This window comes from Streptomyces sp. NPDC044033 (assembly GCF_056434425.1).
On sequence record NZ_JBWKFF010000020.1, the window covers coordinates 78,134 to 100,318 of the forward strand.

Consider the following 22,185-nt stretch of genomic DNA (forward strand, 5'->3'; position numbering starts at 1 on the left):
CGTACAGGCGGGTACGGGCTCCAAAGCGCCGGGCGGCCTCCCGGCCCGCTCAGGACGCCGTCAGGCCCACGCGCTGCCGGCCGGACCCGCGCTCCTACGCGCGCGCCGCCCCGCTCCCGTCGTCATCATCGTCATCCGGCAGCCGGCACACGCGCTCCATGAAGAACGCCGCCGCCACCACGCAGATCCCCGCCACCACCGAAGCCCCGGCGTAGATGGCCTGATCACGCCGCGCCGGCACGTCCAGGCCGTCCATCCACAGGAAGACGCCCGTGCCGCCGTACATCCCCGCGGCCAGGGCCGCCACCAGCGCGCTCGCCTGGCCGAAGACGACCGCGCGGGCGGCCACCAGCGGATCGACGCCCTTGGCGCCGGGGCTCCGGTCGCGCTGGGCGCGCAGCCGCGCGCGGAGCGACAGGGCCGTCGCCGCCAGCGCCGCCGCGATCACCGCGAGCACGATCGGCGCCGCCACCGGCACCTTCGGCAGCGTCCCGACCGAATCCCACAACCGGGCGCCGGCCCACGACAGCACTCCGGCCGCGGCGAACAGCCCGACCAGCACACTCACCCGTAGTTGCTTCACCGAGCGGTCGACCCCTCACGTCCTCTTGCGTACGTACATCAGCGCGCGGAGACCCCGGAGCGCCCGCGCCCGCCGCCTTGGCCCCCCAGCCCCACAACCGGCCAACGCCTACTCCGGCAGCCTGAGTTCCAGGTCGGCCCGGTGCTCGACACCGGCACTGCCGGTCTCCGCCAACAGGTCCGCCACCGTGCCACGGCCCGGAACCACTGCCTCCGGGTCCACGTCGTACCACGGCACGAGCACGAAGGCCCGCTCATGCACCCGGGGATGCGGCAGCGTCAGCAGCGGATCGTCCGAGACGACCTCCTGATACGACACGATGTCCACATCGATCGTCCGCGGCCCCCACCGCTCGTCGCGCACCCGCTCGAACGCCTCCTCGATGGCGTGCCCGCGCTCCAGCAGCGACGAGGGCGGCAGCGTCGTCTTGATCAGCACGACCGCGTTGTAATACGAGGACTGCGTGCCCGGCTCGACGCCCCACGGCTCGGTCTCGTACACCGGGGAGACGGCCTTGACCCGCAGGCCCGGCGTATCCCCCAGCGCGTCGACGGCGCCCTGCAGCGTCTCCAGGCGGTTGCCCAGATTGCTGCCCAGCGAGACCACGGCCCATTTGGGGTTGCTCAACGTCACATCGGCGGCGTCCACCCGCTCCACCACCGAGGTGGGTACCGGCTGCACCGTCGGGTCGCTCTTGCTCATACTCGGCTCCGGGAGATCGTGATCGTCACGTCGTCGAACGGCACGGTGATCGGGGCGTCCGGCTTGTGGACGACTACCTCCACCTCCCGCACCACGTCGTGCTTGAGGCACTGCTGGGCGATGCGCTCGGCGAGCGTCTCGATGAGGTCGACCGGATCGCCCTCGACGACGGCCGCGACCTCCTCCGCCACCACGCCGTAATGCACGGTCTTCGTCAGGTCGTCGTCAGCCGCGGCGGGCCGGGTGTCCAGACTCATCACCAGGTCCACGATGAAGGTCTGGCCCTCCTCGCGCTCCCGAGGGAACACCCCATGGTGCCCGCGGGCCTTCAGGCCGCGCAGCGCGACACGATCCACACGAATCACTCCTGCTGATTGTCGGTATGCGGGCGGCGGATCGGCTGGTGCCGACCCGCTCCCGCCGTTCGAATCTACCTGCGAGCACTGTCAGCGCCCGCCCGCGGGTGCTATGGACAGCCGGCCCCGCGCTGCCAGGGCCTGACCTGGAAGGCTCCCGCCGCGACTACCCCAGTGCCTTGAGTCCCACCCCTACCCCGCCGCCAAGCACCTCGAACGAGTGGCCACAGCACCCTCACACTGACTCACCGCGCTGACCGGCCAGGGCAGCTCCCACCAGGCCGAAGACGGGAAACCGGATCAGGGAGACGGCTGGGCCGGGCCCTCGGGCCCACCGCCGTCGGCGCCGTCCTCTTCGTCGTCGTCACCGGTCCCCGCCAGCACCGGCGAGCCATGGTGCGACCAGACCTTCCAGCCGTCGGCGGAGCGCCGGAAGACATTGGTCGCCACGACCAGCTGGCCCACCAGCGGGCCCAGCGCGCCGTCCTCCTCCGCCGGGCCGCCGCTGAGGATGTTCTCCGTGCACGTCACCAGCGCCATGTCACCGGCCACCTGCACATCGACGTCCGTGAGGAAGAACTGGATGTACTCGGTGCTCGCCATGATCAGCGCGTACGAGCGGAGCACCTCGCCCCGCCCCCGCAGCACCGGCCACCCCGGGTGCACACACACCACGTCGAAGTACTCGTCGTCCAGCCACAGCCGGTCCATGGCCGCCTGGTCGCCACGCTCCATCGCCTCGTACAAGGCGGTGTTCGCCAGCTCGACCCGCTCGCTGTCCGTACGCGCGGAAGTCACACGGCCCCCTCGGCGCCGCGGGCCCCGGCGCTCTCCACCGCGCGCGCCACCCGTACCGCGTCCGAGCTCGCCCGTACCTCGTGCACGCGCACCGCCCAGGCGCCCTCGCGCGCCGCGAGCGCCGTGACGGCGGCCGTCGCCGCGTCCCGCTCCCGGGCCGGCGGCGGGCTGCCCTCGCCCCCGGCCAGTACGCGCCCCAGGAACCGCTTGCGGGAGGCGGCCACCAGCACCGGGCGGCCCAGCTCCGCGGAGAGCCGCGACAGGCCCGCCACCAGCTGGAGGTCGTGGTCGGCGGTCTTGGCGAAGCCCAGCCCCGGGTCGACCACGAGCCGATCCGGCGCGACGCCCCCCGCGACCACCGCGTCCATCCGCTCGCCCAACTCCGCGAGCACCTCGCCGACCACGTCCGCGTACACGGCCCGGCTGTTCATGTCCTTGCTGAAGCCGCGCCAGTGCATCACCACGAACGGCACCTCCGCCGCCGCGACCACCGGCACCATCGCCGGATCCGCGAGACCGCCGCTCACATCGTTGACGAGCACCGCCCCGGCGGCGATCGCGGCCTCCGCGACCGAGGCCCGCATGGTGTCCACGGACACCACCACGCCCTCGGCCGCCAGCCCGCGCACCACCGGGACGACCCGGCGCAGCTCCTCGTCCTCGGGCACCCGCGAGGCGCCCGGCCGGGTGGACTCGCCGCCCACGTCGACCAGGTCCGCGCCCTCCGCGGCCAGGTCCAGGCCGCGCTTGACCGCCGCATCCGTGTCGAACCAGCGGCCGCCGTCCGAGAACGAGTCGGGCGTCACATTCACCACGCCCATCACCGCACAGCGGTCCCACTGCGGCAGACCGACCGGACCGACTCGCCCTCGCAACGTACTCATGCCTCCCAGCCTAGGCCGGACGGCAGGGCGTCACGCCGCGCGTCGTGCCTCCGCGGGGCCCGCGACGGCCTCCAGCCCGTGCTCGCACGGCTTCCGCTTCGCCGCCACCGAGCCACCGCGCCGCCACGGCCGCGGCAGTGCCAGCGTCACGAACCCCTCCGCCTGCATCATCGCGAAACCGATGCGCGGCAGGTCCCGGTTGTTCGGGAAGACCACGAAGCGCGGCTCCCAGCGCGGCCGGAACTTCTCGTTGAACTTGTACAGCGACTCGATCTGGAACCAGCGCGAGAGGAACACCAGCACCCCGCGCTGCACCCGCGCCACCGGCCCCGCGCCCAGCTTCCCGCCGCGCTCCAGGGCGGCGCGGAAGAACGCGAAGTTCAGCGACACACGCTCGATCTCCAGCTCGGGCGCGGCCTGGAGGAAGGCGACGATGAGCAGCTCGTTCATGCCCGGGTCCGCGCTGCGGTCGCGGCGCATCAGCTCCAGCGACATGCCGTCCGGGCCCCACGGCACGAAGTGCTGCATGGCCTTGAGGTCCCCGTGCGGACCGGCCTCCTCGCCGTCGTCCGGGGCCTTGTGCGCGGTGGCGATGATCGCGTCGAGGTCCTTCGGGTCGCCGATCCGGCCCAGCGCCATGGAGAAGCCGCGCTCGGTCTCGGTGTCGCGCCACGCGTCGGCCGCCCGCTGTACGGTCGCCAGCTCGTCGGCGGACAGATCCCCGACCCGGCGCACCTTGGTGACGTAGCCGTTGCGCTCGATGCGCTTGACCATCTGGCGCACATTGCGCATGGAGCGGCCGGTCAGGGTGAAATCCGCCACATCGACGATCGCCTCGTCGCCCATCTCCAGGGCGTCCAGACCGGTCTCGCGGGTCCAGACCTCACCGCCGGTCTCGCTGCACCCGGCGACCGCGGGGGTCCAGGAGTGGCGCTTGGCCAGCTCCATGAACTGCTCGATGGCGCCGGGCCACGCCTCGACGTCGCCGATCGGGTCGCCGCTGGCGAGCATCACGCCGGAGACCACGCGGTAGGAGACGGCGGCCTTGCCGGTGGGCGAGAAGATCACGCTCTTGTCGCGGCGCAGCGCGAAGTGGCCGAGCGAGTCGCGCGCACCGTGCTTGGCGAGCAGCTCGCGCAGCCGGTCCTCGTCGTCCTCGGTGAGGTGGGCGGTGGGGCGCTCCGGCCGGAAGGCCAGATACGCGGTGGTGGCCGCGGTGAGCAGGCCGAGCGCGCCCAGCGAGTAGCCCACGGTGTAGTCGACGCCGCCGCCGTACTGGATGGGCCCCTCGAACCCGCACAGCCCCCAGAGCACGTGCTCCAGCTGGGCGGTCAGCGACGGCTCGCCGACGACCTGGTGGGGGTGCGAGCCGACGATCACGAAGCCGAGGAAGAGGCTGACGCCGCCGACGATGACGAAGTTGGCGAGCGCCTTCCAGCGGCTGCGCGGGTCCGGCAGCGCCTCGAAGGAGCCGCGGTGGCGTACGAGGTAGCCGAAGAGCAGCAGCGAGAGGACGGCGCCGCTCACCGAGTGGCGGTAGATCATCTGCGCGGCGGCACCGATGGGGAGCAGCACCACGGCGGCGACCCAGACCCGCCGCTTGGACCGCTTGAGGCCGTGCGCCAGCATCAGCAGCACCACGCCGACGACGATCGACGCGGCGGCGGCCAGCTGGTTCACCGCGCCGGGCAGCACCTCGGCGAGCGCGTGCATCCGGCTGTGCCGAAAGCGCGGGAAGACCCCCGCGGCGACATCCAGCAATCCGATGAGGGCCGCTATGGTGCCGACGACCGTCGGTACGCGCTCCGGGCTCGGACCTCTCACCAGCCTCTTCAGTCCCGTCAGCCGCTTCGGCTCCGACGGAACCTCACTGGACTTTTTGCCATCTACCCTGACAGACATCTCTTCCCGTCGCCCTGTCGAGAGGACCTGCGTCTGTACAGCCGCAGCGCCCGGACATTTTGCGCTCTGTAGGACGTCGGTTTCGGGGTCGAGGTTCCAGCGGTGGACCGGCCCCGGCAGAGAAGTAACCATTCCGCACCCGGGCGACCGGTGCGCTCGGCAGAAAGCACCTCGATGGGTCTCACCAGCAAGAAAGTTCTGCTGCTGGCCGTGATAGCGGCAGTAGTGCTCTTCGCCCTGACGATATGGCTGTGGCCGCGGCTCTCGAAGCGGAGTATCCCCTCCGTTTTCGCGCGCGTCGGCATGCTGCTGGCCACCCAGATCACGATGATCGCCGCCCTCGGGCTCTTCGCCAACTACTCCTTCGGCTTCTACGCCTCCTGGGCCGACCTCTTCGGACAGGAGCAGGAGCCGGGCGTGGTCGTCGACCACGACAACAAGGCGAGCGGCAAGTCGGTACAGGTCGTCGGCACCCAGCAGGTGAGCGTGCCGCGAGGCTCCGTGCCGCGCGTCGCCGGACGCATCGACAAGATCAGCGTCCAGGGGCCGAAGTCGAAGATCGCGAGCCCCGCGTACGTCTATCTGCCGCCGGAGTACTTTCAAACCCAGTACGCCAAGCGCGAGTTTCCCGCGTCCGTCGTCCTCACCGGATACCCCGGCACCGCCGAAGCGCTGATCAAGGGCCTGCACTACCCGCAGACCGCGCACAAGCTCTCCAAAGAGGGCAAGATGCAGCCCACGATCCTGGTCATGATGCGCCCGACCGTCTCCCCGCCGCGGGACACCGAGTGCATGGACATACCGCACGGCCCTCAGACCGAGACCTTCTTCACCAAGGATCTCCGCAAGGCCCTCAGCGATCAGTACCGCATCGGCACCAAGGGCGTGAACTGGGGCATCGTGGGCGACTCGACCGGCGGCTACTGCGCCCTCAAGATGGCCATGCGCCACCCCGAGGCGTACGGCACCGGCGCCGCCCTCTCCGGCTACTACAAGGCCCCCATCGACGCCACCACGGGCAGCCTCTTCGGCGGCAACAAGAAGCTGGCGAACGAGAACAACCTGCTGTGGCGCCTGAAGCACAAGCCCATGCCGAAGGCCAACCTGCTAGTCACCAGCAGCAAGCAGGGCGAGCACAACTACAAGGAGACCCTCAAGTTCATCGACGGGGCCAAGGAGCCGGCCCGGGTCTCCTCGATGATCCTGGACAGCGGCGGCCACAACTTCAACACCTGGCGCCGTGAGATCCCCGGCGTCCTCCAGTGGGTGGGCAGCCGCCTCAGCGCCTGAGAGCCCGCGTCATCTCCCGGGTCGGGCTCGTACACGTACAGCGTGTACGAGCCCGACCCGCACTCGTCCGGCGACCGGTTCCGCGCGGCGAAGGCCCCGCCGGACCGCACCGGCGCCCGCCCCTTCCAGCGTGTCCTAGCCCGTTCTAGCGCGCGAGTATCAGGCTCATCGCCTCAGCGCGCGTCGTGGCGTCGCGCAGCTGGCCGCGCACCGCGGAGGTCGTCGTCTTCGCGCCGGGCTTGCGGATGCCGCGCACCGACATGCACATGTGCTCGGCCTCGATGACGACGATCGCGCCGCGCGCTTCGAGGATGCGCGTCAGGGAGTCGGCGATCTGCGTGGTCAGCCGCTCCTGCACCTGGGGCCGGCGGGCGAAGACGTCGACCAGCCGCGCCAGCTTCGACAGGCCCGTGATCTTGCCGCTGACCGCGGGGATGTAGCCGACGTGGGCCACCCCGTGGAAGGGAAGAAGGTGGTGCTCGCACAGGCTCATGATCTCGATGTCCTTCACCAGGACCATCTCGTCGTGCCCCAGGTCGAAGGTCGTGGTCAGCACGTCCTCCGGCTCCTGCCTGAGCCCGGCCAGAATCTCCTTGTACGAACGCGCCACCCGCGCCGGCGTCTCCCGCAGCCCCTCCCGGTCCGGGTCCTCGCCGACCGCGATGAGCAGTTCTCGGACGGCGCTCTCCGCCCGTTTCACGTCGAATTCACCGACGGAGCGCTCGCCATCCAACGTCACCGGGTCGGTCATAGTGCTGCCTCGTTCCTAGTCCGTCAGCTCAGGGCACACAAGCGGGATGCCGCGCCCCCAGGCTAAAACCCTGGTGACGCGGCATCCATTCCGGGCCCCGTGGGGCTACCGGGTCAGCTGTCCGGACGGGTGTCCTCGACCGGGAGGTCGACGCTCTCCACCGGCTGTCCGCCGTTGGACGGCGCCAGCTCCTTCGGGGAGAGGACCGGCGGGCGGGTCGACGGCGTGCGGCGCGACGAACCGGTCCACGCGGGGCGGTTCGGGCGCTTCACGATGTGCTTGAAGACCTGGGCGAGCTCCTCCTTGTTCAGCGTCTCCTTCTCCAGGAGCGTCAGAACCAGGTTGTCGAGCACGTCGCGGTTCTCGACCAGGATCTCCCACGCCTCGTTGTGCGCGGTCTCGATGAGCTTCTTGACTTCCTCATCGACCAGCGCGGCGACCTCCTCGGAGTAGTCGCGCTGGTGTCCCATCTCACGGCCCAGGAAGGGCTCGGCGTTCTCGGAGCCGAACTTGATCGCGCCGAGCCGCTCGGTCATGCCGTACTGCGTGACCATCGCGCGCGCGGTGGCCGTGGCCTTCTCGATGTCGTTCGCGGCGCCCGTGGTCGGGTCGTGGAAGACGAGCTCCTCGGCGGCGCGCCCGCCCAGCATGTACGCCAGCTGGTCGAGCATCTCGTTGCGCGTGGTGGAGTACTTGTCCTCTTCCGGCAGGACCATGGTGTAGCCGAGCGCCCGCCCGCGCGACAAGATCGTGATCTTGTGCACCGGGTCGGAGTTGGGCGAAGCCGCCGCGACCAGGGCGTGTCCGCCCTCGTGGTATGCGGTGATCTTCTTTTCCTTCTCCGACATGATCCGGGTCCGCTTCTGCGGTCCGGCCACGACACGGTCGATCGCCTCGTCCAGCGCGTCGTTGTCGACCAGCTTCTTGTCACCGCGGGCCGTCAGCAGCGCGGCCTCGTTCAGCACGTTGGAGAGATCGGCGCCGGTGAAGCCGGGGGTACGCCGGGCGACGGCCGACAGGTCGACGTCCGGAGCGACCGGCTTGCCCTTCTGGTGAACCTTGAGGATCTCCAGACGGCCCTGCATGTCCGGGCGGTCGACCGCGATCTGCCGGTCGAAGCGGCCGGGGCGCAGCAGCGCCGGGTCGAGGATGTCCGGCCGGTTCGTGGCGGCGATCAGGATGACGCCGCCCTTCACGTCGAAGCCGTCCATCTCCACGAGCAGCTGGTTCAGCGTCTGCTCGCGCTCGTCGTGACCGCCGCCGAGGCCCGCGCCACGGTGCCGGCCGACGGCGTCGATCTCGTCGACGAAGACGATCGCCGGGGCGTTCGCCTTGGCCTGTTCGAACAGATCGCGGACGCGCGAGGCGCCGACGCCGACGAACATCTCGACGAAGTCGGAGCCCGAGATCGAGTAGAACGGAACGCCCGCCTCACCCGCGACAGCACGCGCGAGCAGGGTCTTGCCCGTACCGGGCGGGCCGTACAGCAGGACACCCTTGGGGATCTTGGCGCCGACGGCCTGGAACTTCGCCGGCTCCTGGAGGAACTCCTTGATCTCGTGGAGCTCCTCGACCGCCTCGTCCGACCCCGCGACATCCGAGAAGGTCGTCTTGGGGGTGTCCTTGGTGATGAGCTTCGCCTTCGACTTCCCGAAGTTCATGACCCGGGAGCCGCCGCCCTGCATCTGATTCATCAGGAACAGGAAGACGACGACGATGAGGACGAAGGGAAGCAGCGAGAGCAGCACGCCGATGAACGGGTTCTGCTTCGATGTCGAGATGTTGTAGCCGTCCGAGATGCTGTTCGCCTCGGACTTGGACTGCAGCGTTTTGGCGAGGTCGACGCCCTGGTCGCCGATGTAGTTCGCCTGGATCTTGTCGCTGCCCTTGACCTTCTGGCCGTCCTTGAGCTGGACCTTGATCTTGTTTTCGTCACCAGTGGTCAGCTCGGCCGATTTCACCTGGTCCTTGTCGATCGCTTGCACGACCTGACTGGTGTCCACCGACTTGTAGCCGCCGGACGAGCCGACGACCTGCATCAACACGACCACGGCGAGGACGGCCAGCACGATCCACATGACCGGCCCACGGAAGTAGCGCTTCACGTCCATCCATACGGGGCGCGAGCGCCCCGTCCCTCCTGCCACAGTGAGGCACGGCAGCCCCTACGCGGGGGCGCCAGTGCGTGCGGTGATAGCTCGACCTTAGAAAAAGCTCGACCTTTGGAAATGACTGACCTTCGGACGGTACCCCAGCATTGTCACCCGACGCCGCCTCAGCCAGTCAACAAACCCGCCTTCCCATGCTCCAACGGCGGGATGCCGCAATGCGTTCCCGCGCGCCGGAGTGGTCCGGCCGAGTGTGCTCAGCCGCCGTAGACGTGCGGCGCGAGCGTGCCGACGAACGGCAGGTTGCGGTACTTCTCGTCGAAGTCGAGGCCGTAGCCGACCACGAACTCGTTGGGGATGTCGAAGCCCACCCACTTCACGTCGATGGCGACCTTGGCCGCCTCCGGCTTGCGCAGCAGGGTGACGACGTTCAGCGAGGCGGGCTCGCGCGAGCCCAGGTTCGACAGCAGCCAGGACAGCGTCAGACCGGAGTCGATGATGTCCTCGACGATCAGAACGTGCTTGCCCTTGATGTCGGTGTCGAGGTCCTTGAGGATCCGCACGACACCGGAGGACTGGGTGCCCGCGCCGTACGAGGACACCGCCATCCAGTCCATCGTGATCGGGGTGGACAGCGTACGCGCCAGGTCCGCCATGACCATGACGGCTCCCTTGAGCACGCCGACGATCAGCACGTCCTTGCCCGCGTACTCCGCGTCGATCTTCGCGGCCAGCTCAGCCAGCTTCGCGGCGATCTCTTCTTCGGTGATGAGCACCGACTTGAGGTCGGTGCCCATGTCCTTGTCGTCCACCCGCGCCACTCTCGTTCGATTCAGGCTCGTCCGGCTTGCCGAGGCCCGTTCGCGCTCACGCGAATCAGCCCTGCCGGATTACCAGTCTGCCACCCTGCCTCCGGACCATGACGCGGCCGGGGAGGTTGATGGCCCCCTGACCCCGCCATCCGGTGATCAGCCGGTCGACTTCCTCGATGTGCCGGGCGAAGAGCGAGCCCGCCGGCGAGCCCGCCGAGATGGCCGCGCGGCGCAGCACCCGGCGGCGCACGGCGGCCGGCAGGCAGTAGAGGCGGGAGGTGTCGAGATCGCCGCCCTCGGTACGGACGGACGCCTCGGCGTCGGCGGCCCAGCCGTCCAGCGCGTCCGCGTCGTCGCGGGAGAGCTGCGCGGTACGGGCCAGCGCCTCGACGACGCCCTTGCCCAGCGCTTTCTCCAGGACCGGCAGCGCCTCGTGCCGGACGCGGGAGCGGGTGAAGGCCGGGTCCGCGTTCTGCGGGTCGTCCCAGACCGGCAGCGCCTGGACCAGGCAGGCGCGGCGGGCCGTCTGACGGTCCAGGCTCAGGAAGGGGCGGCGGTAGCGGCGGCCGACGCCGGAGGCCACGGCCATGCCGGAGAGCGAGCGGGTCCCGGAGCCGCGGGCGAGGCCGAGGAGGACCGTCTCGGCCTGGTCGTCGCGGGTGTGGCCGAGCAGGACCGCCACGGCGCCGTGGCGCTCCGCGGCGGCGTTCAGGGCGGCGTAGCGGGCGTCGCGGGCGGCGGCCTCGGGCCCGCCGTCCCGGCCGACGGTGACGGTGACGGACTCGACGGGCTCCAGTCCGATGGCGGTGAGGCGGGAGGCGACCTCGGCGGCGCGGATGTCGGAGCCGTGCTGGAGGCCGTGGTCGACGGTGACGCCGCCGGCCCGGATGCCGAGTTTGGGGGCCTCGAAGGCCAGGGCGGAGGCGAGTGCCATGGAGTCGGCGCCGCCGGAGCAGGCGACGAGGACGAGCGGTCGGCGGCCGGGGGCGGCCGCTGCCGGGCCGGCCGGTGCGGAGCCGGGGGCCTGGGGCGTCAGGGGCGCTCGGGGCGTCTGGGACGCTTGCGGCGCCGAGTGACCGGCGAGGTCGTTGAGGACGTCGTGGAGTACGCGGCGGACCGCCAGGCGTATCGCGGCGACCGCTGGATGGGGACCCATGTCCGTTTCCAATCGTTCAATTGGAGATGCCTCGGAGCAGATGAGCTTCGAGCCTCAGTCACGCTGAGTGTGTAGATGGTGACAGAGGCGAGCTGCTCTCCGAGCATCGCACGCCCGCCCAGCGCTCACGGTCCCTCGGACGGGTGATTACAGGGGGCGTTCTTCTGCCGGGGGCGTCCCCGGTTCACGACTCTGCTTTACGGTGCACCCTCGCGACCCAGTCCGCCGGTTTGGCGATCTCCGCCTTGGTCGGGAGTGTGTTCGGGGACGTCCATACCCGATTGAAGCCGTCCATACCGACCTCGTCCACGACGGCCCGTACGAACCGCTCCCCGTCCCGGTACTGCCGGAGCTTGGCATCCAGGCCCAGCAGCTTGCGCAGCGCCGCGTCGAGCCGGCCGGCCCCGCTGGCGCGCCGCCGCTGGAACTTCTCGCGGATCTCGGCGACCGAGGGGACCACGTCCGGGCCGACGCCGTCCATCACATAGTCCGCGTGGCCCTCCAGCAGGGACATCACCGCGGTGAGCCGGGCGAGGATCTCGCGCTGGGCCGGGGTCTGGACCAGCTCCACGATGGAGCGCCCGCCGCTCTCCTCGCCGTCGTCGGGCCGGTTGCCGGCCAGCGACTGGGCGGCCTCGCGGAACCGCTCCAGGAGCGTGGCCGGGTCGACCTCGGTCTCGCCGAGGAACGACTGGATCTCGCCCTCGATGTGGTCGCGCAGCCAGGGCACGGCCGTGAACTGCGTGCGGTGCGTCTCCTCGTGCAGGCAGACCCACAGCCGGAAGTCGTGCGGGTCCACGTCCAGCTCGCGCTCCACATGGACGATGTTCGGCGCGACGAGCAGCAGCCGCCCGCCGCCCGTGACCGACCCGGGCAGATCGCGGGTGGCCGGCGCGAAGGTCTCGTACTGGCCGAGCACCCGGGAGGCGAGGAAGGACAGCAGCATGCCCAGCTCCACACCGGTCACCTTGCCGCCGACCGCGCCGAGCACGGCCCCGCCGGGCACATTGCCGCGGCGGTCCTGCATCTTCTCCAGCAGCGGCTTGAGCACCGCGCGGAACCCGGCGACGTTGGCCCTGATCCAGCCCGCCCGGTCCACGACCAGCACCGGGGTGTCGGCCCCCTCCTCCCCCGCCGGCACCATCCGGGTGAACGCCCGGACGTGCTCCTCGGAGGACTTGGCGTGCCTGCGCAGCTCCGCCACGATCTCTCGCGCCTCGTCGCGGCTCACCTCGGGCCCCGGCCTCACCAGTCGGGTCGCGGTCGCCACCGCGAGGTTCCAGTCGACCATCTCCGCACCACCGATGCTCGTCATGACTTCACCGTACGTGGACCTCCGGCGGTGGGACAGCGAATGGGTGGGTTCGCCCCATCGGAACGGACCCGCGCGGCCTCGCCGCGAAGGTCAGCGGCAGCCGCAGTTGGCCACCGCCGACGCGAGGCGGTCCAGGGAGTGCTGGGCGGCGTCCCCGGAGGCCGCGCCGCGGGTCATGAAGGCGAAGGCCATGAGCCGCCCGTCGGCGTCCACGGCCATGCCGGCCAGCGTGTTCACGCCGGTCAGGGTGCCGGTCTTGGCCCGTACGACGCCCCGGCCGGGCGAATCCTGGTCGTAGCGGCCGCGCAGGGTGCCGCTGAATCCGGCGATGGGCAGGCCCGTCAGCACGGAGCGCAGCTCCGGGTGGCGCGGGTCGGCGGCCCGTACGAGCACCTGGGCGAGGAGCGCCGGGGAGACCTGGTCGTCGCGGTCGAGGCCGCTGCCGTCGGCGATGTGGATGCCCTTCAGCGGCAGCCCGAGCGTCCGCAGCTGCGCGGTGACGGCCTCGGAGGCGCCCGCGAAGCTCGCGGGGCGGCCCTTGGCGAGGGCGGTCTGCCGGGCGAGCGCCTCGGCGATGTCGTTGTCGCTGTTGGTCAGGGCCCGCTCGACGAGGGCGGACAGCGGCATGGAGTAGACGGCCGCCACCCGTTCGGCCTTCGCGTCGGCCTTGGCCGCGGACGGGTCGCCGTCGACGGCGATGCCCCGGTCGCGGAGCATCGAGGCGAAGGTGTCGGCGGCGACGCGGGCGGGCTCGGCGACGCGGTCGGCGGGGCCGTGGTCGGAGCCGTCCACCCGGCCCTCGTCGGCCATCAGAGCGGTGACGAGGGCGATGTTCTCGTTGAACCCTATGGGGTGCCGGGCGGGTCCGGAGTAGCGCGAGGTGTCGTAGCCGAGCCGGACCTTACGGGTGCCGTGGGCCTTGAGCGCGCGGGCCGTGTCGTCGGCCAGCGTCCGCAGGCTGGCGGGGGTCTGGCTGCCCAGGCCGGACGGGACGGCGTGCGCGGTCAGGGTCGGGTCGCCGCCCCCGACCAGCACGATGCCGTCCTTGCCGCGTACGACGGCCGTCGGGATGCGGTGGTCGGGGCCGAGCGCGGAGAGGGCGGCGACGGCGACGGCGGGCTTGATGGTGGAGGCCGGGGTGGACACGGCGCCCTCGCCGGAACCGAACAGCTGCTTCCCGGTGGCGACGTCCACGACCGAGGCCGACGGATTCGAACCCAGCGCGTCGTCCTTCAGCAGCGGTTCGAGGGTGTCGGCGAGGCCGGCGTCCGTGGGCGGCGGCACGGCGTCCGGGCCGCCGGCCGCGCCCAGCGCGGCGAGCACGGGGGGCACTGCGGCGGGGTGCTTGGAGTGATCCTCGCCACCCGCCGCCGGACCGGCGGCGGCGTGCGCGCGCTCGGCCGCGCGCTGCCCGGAGTCCCAGGGACCGGCGAGCGCCACCGCTCCGCCCGCGGCGACCAGGCCGATCACAGCCGCCGAACCCGCGTACCGCCATGTCGCCCGTTGGGCCTTGGTGGCGTCCTGCCACCACCTGACCTGCCACGATCTGGCATCGGCCACCTCGGACCAGCCCCTTTCGCCACCACACACCTGCGTGGGGGACACTTAATCACCAGACGTATGTGTTGATCATGGAGGAGCCACCCGTGGAGTTCGACGTCACCATCGAGATCCCGAAGGGTTCGCGGAACAAGTACGAGGTGGACCACGCGACCGGTCGCATCCGTCTCGACCGTCGACTCTTCACCTCGACCAGCTACCCGGCCGACTACGGCTTCGTGGAGAACACCCTCGGTGAGGACGGCGACCCGCTGGACGCGCTGGTCATCCTCGACGAGCCGACCTTCCCCGGCTGCCTCATCAAGTGCCGCGCCATCGGCATGTTCCGGATGACGGACGAGGCCGGCGGCGACGACAAGCTGCTCTGCGTCCCGGCGTCCGACCCGCGCGTGGAGCACCTGCGTGACATCCACCACGTCTCGGAGTTCGACCGCCTGGAGATCCAGCACTTCTTCGAGGTCTACAAGGACCTGGAGCCCGGCAAGTCCGTCGAGGGCGCCGACTGGGTCGGCCGCACGGAGGCCGAGGCGGAGATCGAGGCTTCCTACAAGCGCCTTGAGGCCGCGGGCGGCTCGCACCACTGAGTGGGTCTTTCTGACGGTACGGGCGGGGCGCGGCGCTTTCACGAGCGCCGCGCCCCGCGCGCGTCAGATGGGGGACGTACGCCCGTACGCGCCGGGGAGCGGGACGCGGCGCGGGACAGGTACGCCCGTACGCGCCGAGGCGCGGGACGGAGTGCGGCCAGCGGTCTGCGGTCGGCTGTCCGGCTGTCGGCTGTCCGGCTGTCGGGCGGCCAGCTGTCGACCGGTCGGCTGTCCGGCTGTCGGCTCAGAAGCCGCGGGTGCGTTTGGCGGCGCGGCGGCCCGCGCCGACCGCCTCCACGCCGGGCGCGCGCAGGAAGAGCCGGGCCACCTCGCCGCCGAGGTTGACGCCCACGGCGATGGCCAGGGCCAGCGAGGCGGCCTTGATCAGTGAGGCGACGCCGGGGCCCAGGTCGCCGCGGGCGAAGTTCAGCAGCCCGAAGTAGGTGGCGCTACCGGGCAGCAGGGGTCCGATGGCCGCGGTGACGTACGGCAGCGCGGACGCGTAGCGGTAGCGGGAGAGCAGCTGGCCGAATAGGCCGACGACGCCGGCCGCGATGGTGGTGGCGGCCACCGGGTTGAGCTTCGGGTCGGCGACGTTGGCGAGCGAGCCGTAGACGATCCAGGCGATGCCGCCGTTGAAGGTCGCGAACAGCACGGTGTGCCGCTCCTGCTGGAGCAGGACGCAGAAGGACAGGGCCAGCAGCATGGACGCCACGATCTGCACCAAGGGCACGTCGTACTGGCGCAGCGCCTGTTCGGGGTTGAGCCGCGGGCTGAACTGAAGCCCGCAGTAGAGCACGGTGAGCACTCCTATGACGATGCCGACGATCAGGTACATGACCTCCAGGAGGCGCGCCGACGCGGTGATGTAATAGCCCGTCAGGCCGTCCTGTACGCCCGCGACCAGCGCTCTTCCTGGGATCAGCGCGAAGAGCCCACCGGTGATGACGGCGGACACCTGCACGTCCGCGTGGGCGATGCTGAGCGTCATGCCCATCGCGGCCGGCGGCATGGCCGCGACCACGAACTGGTAGAACTCGGGCAGCCCGCGCCCCGATGCCAGCCACGCCAGCCGGTCGCCGAGCATCGCGCCGACGGCCGCCGCGACGAAGACGAGGGCGTCACCGCCGACGAGTATGCTCGCCGCGCCCGCCAGCGTCCCGGAGGCGGCGGTGAGCGCCCAGCCGGGGTACGGGTGGCGGTTGCGCCGTATCTCGGCGAGGCCCCGGTACGCCTCCTCCAGGGTGAGTCCCCGCGAGGTGATGGCGGCGACGAGGCGGTAGACGGCGGACAGCCGGGTGTAGTCCACGCCGCGCCGGCGCACGGTCCGGCTGGCGGTCAGCGGGTCGTCGACCAGCGAGGGCTGGTACGAGATCGACAGCAGCGTGAAGGTGACGGTGGGCTCGATGCGTTCGAGCCCGTAGGCGTGCGCGACGCCGAACATGGCCGCTTCCACGTCCTCGGCGCCCTCGCCGCCCGCGAGCAGGATCTCGCCGATGCGCAGAGTGAGGTCGAGGACGCGCGGGATGGCGGGCCCGGACTCGTCCTGCTTTTCGACGCGCTCGGGTACGGGCCGCTCGCTGACCGGCATCCGCAGCATGGTGCGCATCCGGTCCTGCCAGGGGACCTCCTTGGTCAGCTGGACCATGGGGATGCCGTGCGGCGGGGTGAAGGCGGGGAAGAGCGTGCCCTGGGTCGTACTGGCGCTGGGCGCGGTGCCGGCCGGGGCGATGAAGGCGGAGCCCTCGGGCTCGGGTTCCGGCTCGACGGCGAGGCCCTTGGGGAGGGCGAACTCGGAGGTGGGGTGCTCGTCCTCGGGCGGCGGCGGTATCGGGATGCCGAGCGGCGATGTGAACGCGCTGCCCGCTTCGTCCGACTGCGGCTTGCGGTCCTCGGGTCCGTCGACCTCCGAGCCGCTGTCGCCACGCTGCCGTTCCGCCACCACTCGCTCCTCGCCCGCCTCCTGACTGCTTTCAGGGACACGATGCCTGATCCCCGACCTGTTTTCCTCACTCGGGGGGCAATGGAACGGTAAGACAGGGGCGTACGGGGCGGGGGAGGTCGGTTGGTGAAGCGGGGGCGGAGCCGGGGCGGCGGCTCTCGGCCGAGCGTCAGCGCTTGGCGTGTCGCCCGCGCTGGGTGGACGGCGGAGCGGGCGGCGGCTGAGTGTCCGGGAGGCCCGGCGTCGACGAGGCCGTCGAGTCGGCGACGCCCGCGGCGGCGGCCTTCTTGGCCTTGGAGCGAGCCCGCAGGAACTCGATCGCGATCGGCACCACGGAGAGCAGCACGACGAGGACGAGCATCGCCTCGATGTTCTTGTGGACGAACTCGATGCCGCCGAGCGCGGCGCCGAGCAGCGTGATGCCCACGCCCCACAGCGTGCCGCCGATGATGTTGAAGGTGATGAAGGAGCGGTAGTTCATCCGGCTCACGCCCGCGATGATCGGGGTGAAGGTACGGACGATCGGCACGAAACGGGCGAGCACCAGCGACTTGGGCCCGTACTTCTCGAAGAATTCGTGGGCCTTCTCCACGTTCTCCTGTTTGAAGAGCTTGGAGTCGGGCCGCTTGAAGAGCGTCGGGCCGACCTTCCGGCCGAAGAGGTAGCCGGCCTGGTCGCCGAGGATGGCCGCGAGGGCGACCAGCAGGCAGACCACCCACAGCGGGGTGGAGAGCGCGCCCGTGGTCACCAGCAGCCCGGCGGTGAACAGCAGCGAGTCCCCCGGCAGGAAGAAGCCGATGAGCAGGCCGGACTCGGCGAAGACGATGACCAGGAGGCCGATCAGACCGACCTTGTCGATCAGAAAGTCCGGGTCCAGCCACTGAGGGCCGAGCGCGAGAGTCATCACGGGTGAAGGGCTCCTGGGTCGAGGGCTCAGGCTCATGCGAGGCCCGGCCGCAGGCGAAGGGGCATGACTGGTGAGCAGTGTGCGGCCCCAAGCTATCAACGCCCACCGCGCCCCCTTGGTTCCAGCCGGGCTCCCGCCCGCTCCCGGCCGGCTCGATCGGCCGCATGAGGGGGTGCGCGAACGGCGGGGTGCGGCGAGCATGGCCGGCAGGAGGTGGATGCGATGGGCATCGAGGAATACGGCGGCGGCCAGCAGCAGAAATCCGACGTGCTGGTGGTGACCACGAACGACGTCCCCGGCTACCACGTGGAGCGGGTCATCGGTGAGGTTTTCGGGCTGACGGTGCGCTCGCGCCACCTGGGCAGCCAGATCGGCGCGGGCCTCAAGTCGATGATCGGCGGCGAGCTGCGAGGGCTGACGAAGACGCTGGTCGAGACGCGTAACCAGGCGATGGACCGGTTGGTGGAACAGACGAAGGCGCGGGGCGGGAACGCGGTGCTGATGTTCCGGTTCGATGTGACGGACGCGACGGACGTCGGCACGGAGGTGTGCGCGTACGGCACGGCCGTGGTGATCACGCCGAAGGGCTGAGCGGGGGCAGGGCGAGTACGTCCGGGAGCCGGGCGCGGCCGAGGTTCGGGCGCGGTCGGCACCGGGCGGGTCCGCGCCCGGCCCTCGGGTCCGCACCGCACCGAGGGGCCGCCCGGACCGCTTTCCGGCTGGATACGCGCACGGATTCCGGGGTGGATACGCGCCCGAACGCGCCGCCGATCCCGGCTTGATCCCGTCGCCCCTGGCCGTAAACCGCCTCTCGGGGAGGCCCGCCCCTCCTGTTGCCGCAACAGCAACAGGGTTTGCCGCCAGTGCGGCGGTGGGCGCATGGTCCCCGTGAAGGAGGTGGTCACAGTGACCGATCAATTGCTGGACAGCTATGACGTAGTGGTGATCGGCGGGGGTGCCGCAGGGCTGAGCGGGGCGCTGACGCTGGCCCGGGCCCGGCGGTCGGTACTGGTGATCGACGGGGGCGCGCCGCGCAACGCGCCGGCCGCCGGTGTGCACGGGCTGCTCGCCCTGGACGGCATCCCGCCGGCCGAACTGCTGGAGCGCGGCCGGACGGACGCCCTCCGCTACGGCGCGCACATCGTGACCGGCGAGGTCGCCGACGCGAAGTGCGACGGCGACGGGCGGCGCGACGGCGACGGGCGGCGCGACGGCGACGGCGGCGGGTTCGAGGTGACGACGGCCGAGGGCCGTACGTTCCGTGCGCGCCGGCTGCTGGTGGGCACCGGGCTGGTCGACGAACTGCCGGACGTGGCGGGGCTGCCCGACCGGTGGGGCCGGGACGTGCTGCACTGCCCGTACTGCCACGGCTGGGAGGTCCGCGACCAGGCGATCGGCGTGCTGGCGAGCGGGCCGATGGCGATGCACCAGGTGCTGCTCGTCCGGCAGTGGAGCGACGACGTCACGTTCTTCTCCCACACCATGCCGGAGCCGTCCGGCGAGGAGGCGGAGCAACTGGCCGCCCGCGGCATCAGGGTGGTGATCGGCGAGGTGGCCGCCCTGGAGATCGCGGAGGACCGCCTCACGGGGGTGCGGCTGGCCGACGACACGGTCATCGGCCGCGAGGCGCTGGTGGTCGGGCCCCGGATGGCGGCGCGCGCCGGTTTCCTCGCCTCGCTGGGGCTGCGGACGGCGGAGCACCCCGCCGGGATCGGCACGTATCTGCCGACGGAGACGGGCGGCCGTACCGACGTGCCCGGGGTGTGGGCCGCGGGCAACGTCATCGATCCGTCCGCCCAGGTCGGCATGGCCGCGGCGGCGGGCGCGGGCGCGGCCGTGCAGATCAACGCCGAGCTGGTCGCCGAGGACACCCGGCTGGCCGTGGCCGCCCACCGGGCGGCGCTCCCGCCGAAGCCTGCGATCTAGTCGGCCGTGCCATCCCGCGGCGTCGGCGCCACGGCCGCGTGACGCCGGTGCCACAGCCGCGATCACCGGCCGGGCCCGCCTTCGAGGCCGCCGCACGGCTCGTACGGGAAGACGGCTGTCCCCCGACCGGACGCGCCGGCCCTCGCCGCTCTCCGGCAGATCACGGGCGGCTGGCGGACCCGACGGAATGTGTGAGTGAGGGCGCGCGCGTCGGGCGCGGCATCAGCCGTGGGATACGGCACTGCGACGACATGCCGTATCCCACGCTCCATCGATCCGAGATCAGGGGGCCAGTTTCGCCAGCGGGCCCGGGTAGAGGTATTTCTTCTCCGGGATCTTCGTGCTGTGCGCCCAGGCGTCGAAGAAGCCGGAGAGGTCCTTTCCGGAGACCTTCTGGGTGAGCGCCTCGAACTGCGGCCAGGTCGCGTTGGAGTAGCGGTGGTCGTGGGTCCACTGCTTGAGGGTCGCGAAGAACGCCTTGTCGCCGACGGTGCGGCGCAGGGCGTGCAGCATCAGCGAACCCTTTTCGTACAGCACCCCGTCCAGCTCCTTGCCCTTGCCGGGGTCGTAGAGCTTGAGGCCCCAGTACTTGGGGTCGTTCTTGTTCTCCTCCACCGTCTCGCGGTAGTACCCCTTGTCGAGGTCGGAGCCGAGGCTGTGTTCGTGCCACAGCTGGTTGGCGTACTGCGCGAAGCACTCGTGGATGCAGCCGTTGCGCCAGTCGGCGGCGGTGACGCTGGCGCCGAACCACTGGTGGGCGTTCTCGTGGACCATCGGCTCGTCGGCGTACTGCCCGACCATCCCGCCGCTGTACGTGGGGCGGGTCTGCGTCTCCAGGGCGTTGGGGCCGCGGCCATCGCCGCCGGTCACGGCGATGCCGCCGGCGGAGGAGAACGGGTACGGGCCGAACTTCGACGACAGGAAGTCCAGGATCTCCGGGAGCCGGTCCATCCACTCCTGGCTCGCCTCGTTGCCGGGGCTGTAGGCGTTGATGACGGGCGTGCCGTCCTTGAGCTTCAGGTTGTGCACCGTGAACTTGTCGACGGCGAAGGCGCTCAGGAACGTCGCCAGTGGCTTGTCCTCGTGCCAGCGGAAGGTCTTGACGGCCTTGCCGTCGGCGTTCTTGCCGGTGGTGGTCTTGCCCGGCAGCCCGCTGCCGATCGCGGTCCAGCCGTCCGGAACGGTCGCGGTGAGCTGGAAGGTCGCCTTGTCCGAGGGGTGGTCGTTCGACGGGAACCAGGAGGACGACGAGCGCGGCGAGCCCGAGACATAGGCGCCGCCGTCCTTGAGGGTGTGCCAGCCTTCGTTGTCCGGCTTGCCCGCGTAGCGGACGCGGACCGTGAACTTCTTGCCCTTGGCGAGCTGCTGGGCCGGGGTGATGACCAGCTTGTGGGCGCCGGAGCGCGAGAACGCCTTGGCGGGGGTGCCGTTGACGGCGACGGAGGCGACCGTGAAGCCCTTCAGATCCAGGCTGAAGCGGTCCAGTGCCTCGGTGGCCGAGGCGGTGACGGTGGTGTCCCCGTCCAGGCGGTCGGTGTGGGCCGGGTCGTAGCCGACGCGTACGTCGTAGTGGGAGACGTGGTAACCGGAGTTGCCGTCATCGGGGTAGTAGGGGTCGCCCGCGCCTCCGCCGCCGATGGCCGCCGAGGCAGGCCCGGTGGAGAGGGCGGACAGCGCCAGGCTGCCCGCCAGCGCGGCCACCAGTGCGGAGGAACGTTTCGTGCGTTCGCGGCGGCTGGGCAGATTCATTCGAGCTCTTTTCTCACGGATCCCGACCTCTGGCAGGCCCTTTCGACTACCAGACGTCCGGCCCCGCCCCGGGTTGCGCGGCGGACGCGCCGAACGCCGCCCATGCCCGTATTGTCGCGAGCGTGTACGAGCGCACGCGTCCTCGGTCGTGTAAGAGCGGGTACGGGCACACGCGCGCGGAACCGCAGGTCGCAGGAGGCAAGCACATGGCCACCCCCGTGAACGTCGCCGTCATCTACTACTCCGCCACCGGCACCGTCACCGCCCTCGCCCGGCAGATCGCGGACGACGCCGAGCAGGCGGGCGCCCAGGTCCGGCTGCGCCGGGCGGCCGAGCTGGCACCGCAGGCCGCCATCGACTCGAACCCGGCATGGGCCGAGAACATCGCCGCCACCACCGATATCCCCGAGGTCACCCCGGACGACATGCTCTGGGCGGACGCCGTGATCTTCGGCTCGCCCACCCGCTACGGCAATATCGCCTCGCAGCTCAAGCAGTTCATCGACACGCTCGGCGGGCTCTGGCAGCAGGGCAAGCTGGCCGACAAGGTCTACAGCGGCTTCACCGCCAGCGCCACGAAGCACGGCGGCCAGGAATCCACGCTGCTCGCCCTCTACAACACGGTCCACCACTTCGGCGGCATCCTCGTGACCCCCGGCTACACCGACCCGGCGAAGTTCGCCGACGGCAATCCGTACGGCACCTCGCATGTCGGCGGCCCGGACACGCCGGTGGACGACGACGCCCGTACCGCGGCCCGTATCCAGGCCGAACGGGTGGTGAAGTTCACCCGCGCCATCAAAGACGGGCTGGCCGGGTCCGCCGGGCTTGCCGCGCGCGGTTGACGGGTAGCCGCAGCG

20 protein-coding genes are annotated in these 22,185 nt (G+C 71.0%); 5 read left to right on the top strand and 15 right to left on the bottom strand.

The features are described from left to right. Positions 1 to 94: 94 nt before the first annotated feature. The 6 genes from AC07AB_RS30160 to AC07AB_RS30185 form a co-directional block, all read right to left on the bottom strand. Positions 95 to 583, bottom strand: a complete 489-nt coding sequence (locus AC07AB_RS30160) for a DUF3180 domain-containing protein (RefSeq protein WP_478573360.1) — start codon at positions 581 to 583, stop codon at positions 95 to 97. Between the two features lie 108 nt (positions 584 to 691). Further along, complete coding sequence (folK, locus tag AC07AB_RS30165) at positions 692 to 1,285, bottom strand: 2-amino-4-hydroxy-6-hydroxymethyldihydropteridine diphosphokinase (RefSeq protein WP_478573363.1); 594 nt, start codon at positions 1,283 to 1,285, stop codon at positions 692 to 694. After that, on the bottom strand, positions 1,282 to 1,641 hold the full coding sequence (gene folB, locus AC07AB_RS30170) for a dihydroneopterin aldolase (protein WP_478573365.1): 360 nt from the start codon (positions 1,639 to 1,641) through the stop codon (positions 1,282 to 1,284). Before folB ends, folK begins: the two co-directional genes overlap by 4 nt. 300 nt (positions 1,642 to 1,941) lie before the next feature. Next, the gene (locus tag AC07AB_RS30175) at positions 1,942 to 2,439 is read right to left on the bottom strand and encodes a nuclear transport factor 2 family protein (protein ID WP_478573367.1); all 498 of its coding nucleotides are present in this window, start codon (positions 2,437 to 2,439) and stop codon (positions 1,942 to 1,944) included. Continuing rightward, the gene (gene folP / locus AC07AB_RS30180) at positions 2,436 to 3,323 is read right to left on the bottom strand and encodes a dihydropteroate synthase (protein ID WP_478573369.1); all 888 of its coding nucleotides are present in this window, start codon (positions 3,321 to 3,323) and stop codon (positions 2,436 to 2,438) included. The genes AC07AB_RS30175 and folP overlap by 4 nt, the downstream gene beginning before the upstream one ends. A 30-nt stretch (positions 3,324 to 3,353) precedes the next feature. Beyond that, positions 3,354 to 5,225 carry a phosphatidylglycerol lysyltransferase domain-containing protein gene (locus tag AC07AB_RS30185; protein ID WP_478573371.1) on the bottom strand — a complete coding sequence of 624 codons (1,872 nt, stop codon included), beginning with the start codon at positions 5,223 to 5,225 and terminating at the stop codon, positions 3,354 to 3,356. A 174-nt stretch (positions 5,226 to 5,399) separates the two neighbouring features. Here AC07AB_RS30185 and AC07AB_RS30190 point away from each other — a divergent pair, with 174 nt between their 5' ends. Continuing rightward, positions 5,400 to 6,515 carry an alpha/beta hydrolase gene (locus tag AC07AB_RS30190; protein ID WP_478573374.1) on the top strand — a complete coding sequence of 372 codons (1,116 nt, stop codon included), beginning with the start codon at positions 5,400 to 5,402 and terminating at the stop codon, positions 6,513 to 6,515. 145 nt (positions 6,516 to 6,660) lie between these two features. On the opposite strand, the gene folE is transcribed toward AC07AB_RS30190, so the two are convergent. The 6 genes from folE to dacB all read right to left on the bottom strand — a co-directional run bounded on the left by folE (position 6,661) and on the right by dacB (position 14,217). After that, positions 6,661 to 7,266, bottom strand: a complete 606-nt coding sequence (gene folE, locus AC07AB_RS30195) for a GTP cyclohydrolase I FolE (protein ID WP_478573376.1) — start codon at positions 7,264 to 7,266, stop codon at positions 6,661 to 6,663. 113 nt (positions 7,267 to 7,379) lie between these two features. Continuing rightward, positions 7,380 to 9,377, bottom strand: coding sequence for an ATP-dependent zinc metalloprotease FtsH (gene ftsH, locus AC07AB_RS30200; protein WP_478573588.1), 1,998 nt, complete (start codon positions 9,375 to 9,377; stop codon positions 7,380 to 7,382). Between the two features lie 254 nt (positions 9,378 to 9,631). Further along, a complete protein-coding gene (hpt, locus tag AC07AB_RS30205) occupies positions 9,632 to 10,171 on the bottom strand; it encodes a hypoxanthine phosphoribosyltransferase (RefSeq protein ID WP_478573590.1) in 540 nt (179 codons plus the stop codon). 79 nt (positions 10,172 to 10,250) lie between these two features. Continuing rightward, positions 10,251 to 11,342, bottom strand: coding sequence for a tRNA lysidine(34) synthetase TilS (tilS, locus tag AC07AB_RS30210; protein ID WP_478573379.1), 1,092 nt, complete (start codon positions 11,340 to 11,342; stop codon positions 10,251 to 10,253). Between the two features lie 184 nt (positions 11,343 to 11,526). Then, complete coding sequence (locus AC07AB_RS30215; protein ID WP_478573382.1) at positions 11,527 to 12,657, bottom strand: zinc-dependent metalloprotease; 1,131 nt, start codon at positions 12,655 to 12,657, stop codon at positions 11,527 to 11,529. Between the two features lie 90 nt (positions 12,658 to 12,747). Then, positions 12,748 to 14,217 (bottom strand): D-alanyl-D-alanine carboxypeptidase/D-alanyl-D-alanine endopeptidase, encoded by a 1,470-nt coding sequence (dacB, locus tag AC07AB_RS30220; RefSeq protein WP_478573384.1) that lies wholly within the window; start codon positions 14,215 to 14,217, stop codon positions 12,748 to 12,750. 86 nt (positions 14,218 to 14,303) lie between these two features. On the opposite strand from dacB, the gene AC07AB_RS30225 reads away from it, so the two are divergent. After that, on the top strand, positions 14,304 to 14,801 hold the full coding sequence (locus tag AC07AB_RS30225; protein ID WP_478573593.1) for an inorganic diphosphatase: 498 nt from the start codon (positions 14,304 to 14,306) through the stop codon (positions 14,799 to 14,801). A gap of 244 nt (positions 14,802 to 15,045) precedes the next feature. On the opposite strand, the gene AC07AB_RS30230 is transcribed toward AC07AB_RS30225, so the two are convergent. Together AC07AB_RS30230 and AC07AB_RS30235 are read right to left on the bottom strand one after the other, a co-directional pair. Further along, positions 15,046 to 16,743, bottom strand: coding sequence for a threonine/serine exporter family protein (locus tag AC07AB_RS30230; protein ID WP_478573387.1), 1,698 nt, complete (start codon positions 16,741 to 16,743; stop codon positions 15,046 to 15,048). A gap of 169 nt (positions 16,744 to 16,912) precedes the next feature. After that, positions 16,913 to 17,650 (bottom strand): DedA family protein, encoded by a 738-nt coding sequence (locus AC07AB_RS30235; protein WP_478573389.1) that lies wholly within the window; start codon positions 17,648 to 17,650, stop codon positions 16,913 to 16,915. Between the two features lie 222 nt (positions 17,651 to 17,872). On the opposite strand from AC07AB_RS30235, the gene AC07AB_RS30240 reads away from it, so the two are divergent. Continuing rightward, positions 17,873 to 18,241, top strand: coding sequence for a YbjQ family protein (locus AC07AB_RS30240; RefSeq protein ID WP_478573390.1), 369 nt, complete (start codon positions 17,873 to 17,875; stop codon positions 18,239 to 18,241). A 288-nt stretch (positions 18,242 to 18,529) separates the two neighbouring features. Continuing rightward, on the top strand, positions 18,530 to 19,576 hold the full coding sequence (locus AC07AB_RS30245; protein WP_478573393.1) for an NAD(P)/FAD-dependent oxidoreductase: 1,047 nt from the start codon (positions 18,530 to 18,532) through the stop codon (positions 19,574 to 19,576). 282 nt (positions 19,577 to 19,858) lie between these two features. Here the strand turns inward: AC07AB_RS30245 and AC07AB_RS30250 are convergent, their stop codons facing one another. Then, positions 19,859 to 21,325 carry a M1 family metallopeptidase gene (locus tag AC07AB_RS30250; protein ID WP_478573395.1) on the bottom strand — a complete coding sequence of 489 codons (1,467 nt, stop codon included), beginning with the start codon at positions 21,323 to 21,325 and terminating at the stop codon, positions 19,859 to 19,861. Positions 21,326 to 21,531: 206 nt separating this feature from the next. Between AC07AB_RS30250 and wrbA the strand changes: the two genes are divergently transcribed. Continuing rightward, positions 21,532 to 22,170 carry an NAD(P)H:quinone oxidoreductase gene (gene wrbA, locus AC07AB_RS30255; RefSeq protein ID WP_478573398.1) on the top strand — a complete coding sequence of 213 codons (639 nt, stop codon included), beginning with the start codon at positions 21,532 to 21,534 and terminating at the stop codon, positions 22,168 to 22,170. Positions 22,171 to 22,185: the final 15 nt, after the last annotated feature.

Coding starts and splice junctions, on each gene's coding strand:
- folK (WP_478573363.1), bottom strand. CDS start 1,285: ATGAGCAAGAGCGACCCGACGGTGCAGCCGGTACCCACCTCGGTGGTG.
- folP (WP_478573369.1), bottom strand. CDS start 3,323: ATGAGTACGTTGCGAGGGCGAGTCGGTCCGGTCGGTCTGCCGCAGTGG.
- AC07AB_RS30185 (WP_478573371.1), bottom strand. CDS start 5,225: ATGTCTGTCAGGGTAGATGGCAAAAAGTCCAGTGAGGTTCCGTCGGAG.
- AC07AB_RS30190 (WP_478573374.1), top strand. CDS start 5,400: ATGGGTCTCACCAGCAAGAAAGTTCTGCTGCTGGCCGTGATAGCGGCA.
- folE (WP_478573376.1), bottom strand. CDS start 7,266: ATGACCGACCCGGTGACGTTGGATGGCGAGCGCTCCGTCGGTGAATTC.
- ftsH (WP_478573588.1), bottom strand. CDS start 9,377: ATGGACGTGAAGCGCTACTTCCGTGGGCCGGTCATGTGGATCGTGCTG.
- hpt (WP_478573590.1), bottom strand. CDS start 10,171: ATGGGCACCGACCTCAAGTCGGTGCTCATCACCGAAGAAGAGATCGCC.
- tilS (WP_478573379.1), bottom strand. CDS start 11,342: ATGGGTCCCCATCCAGCGGTCGCCGCGATACGCCTGGCGGTCCGCCGC.
- AC07AB_RS30215 (WP_478573382.1), bottom strand. CDS start 12,657: ATGACGAGCATCGGTGGTGCGGAGATGGTCGACTGGAACCTCGCGGTG.
- AC07AB_RS30240 (WP_478573390.1), top strand. CDS start 17,873: ATGGGCATCGAGGAATACGGCGGCGGCCAGCAGCAGAAATCCGACGTG.
- AC07AB_RS30245 (WP_478573393.1), top strand. CDS start 18,530: ATGGTCCCCGTGAAGGAGGTGGTCACAGTGACCGATCAATTGCTGGAC.
- AC07AB_RS30250 (WP_478573395.1), bottom strand. CDS start 21,325: ATGAATCTGCCCAGCCGCCGCGAACGCACGAAACGTTCCTCCGCACTG.
- wrbA (WP_478573398.1), top strand. CDS start 21,532: ATGGCCACCCCCGTGAACGTCGCCGTCATCTACTACTCCGCCACCGGC.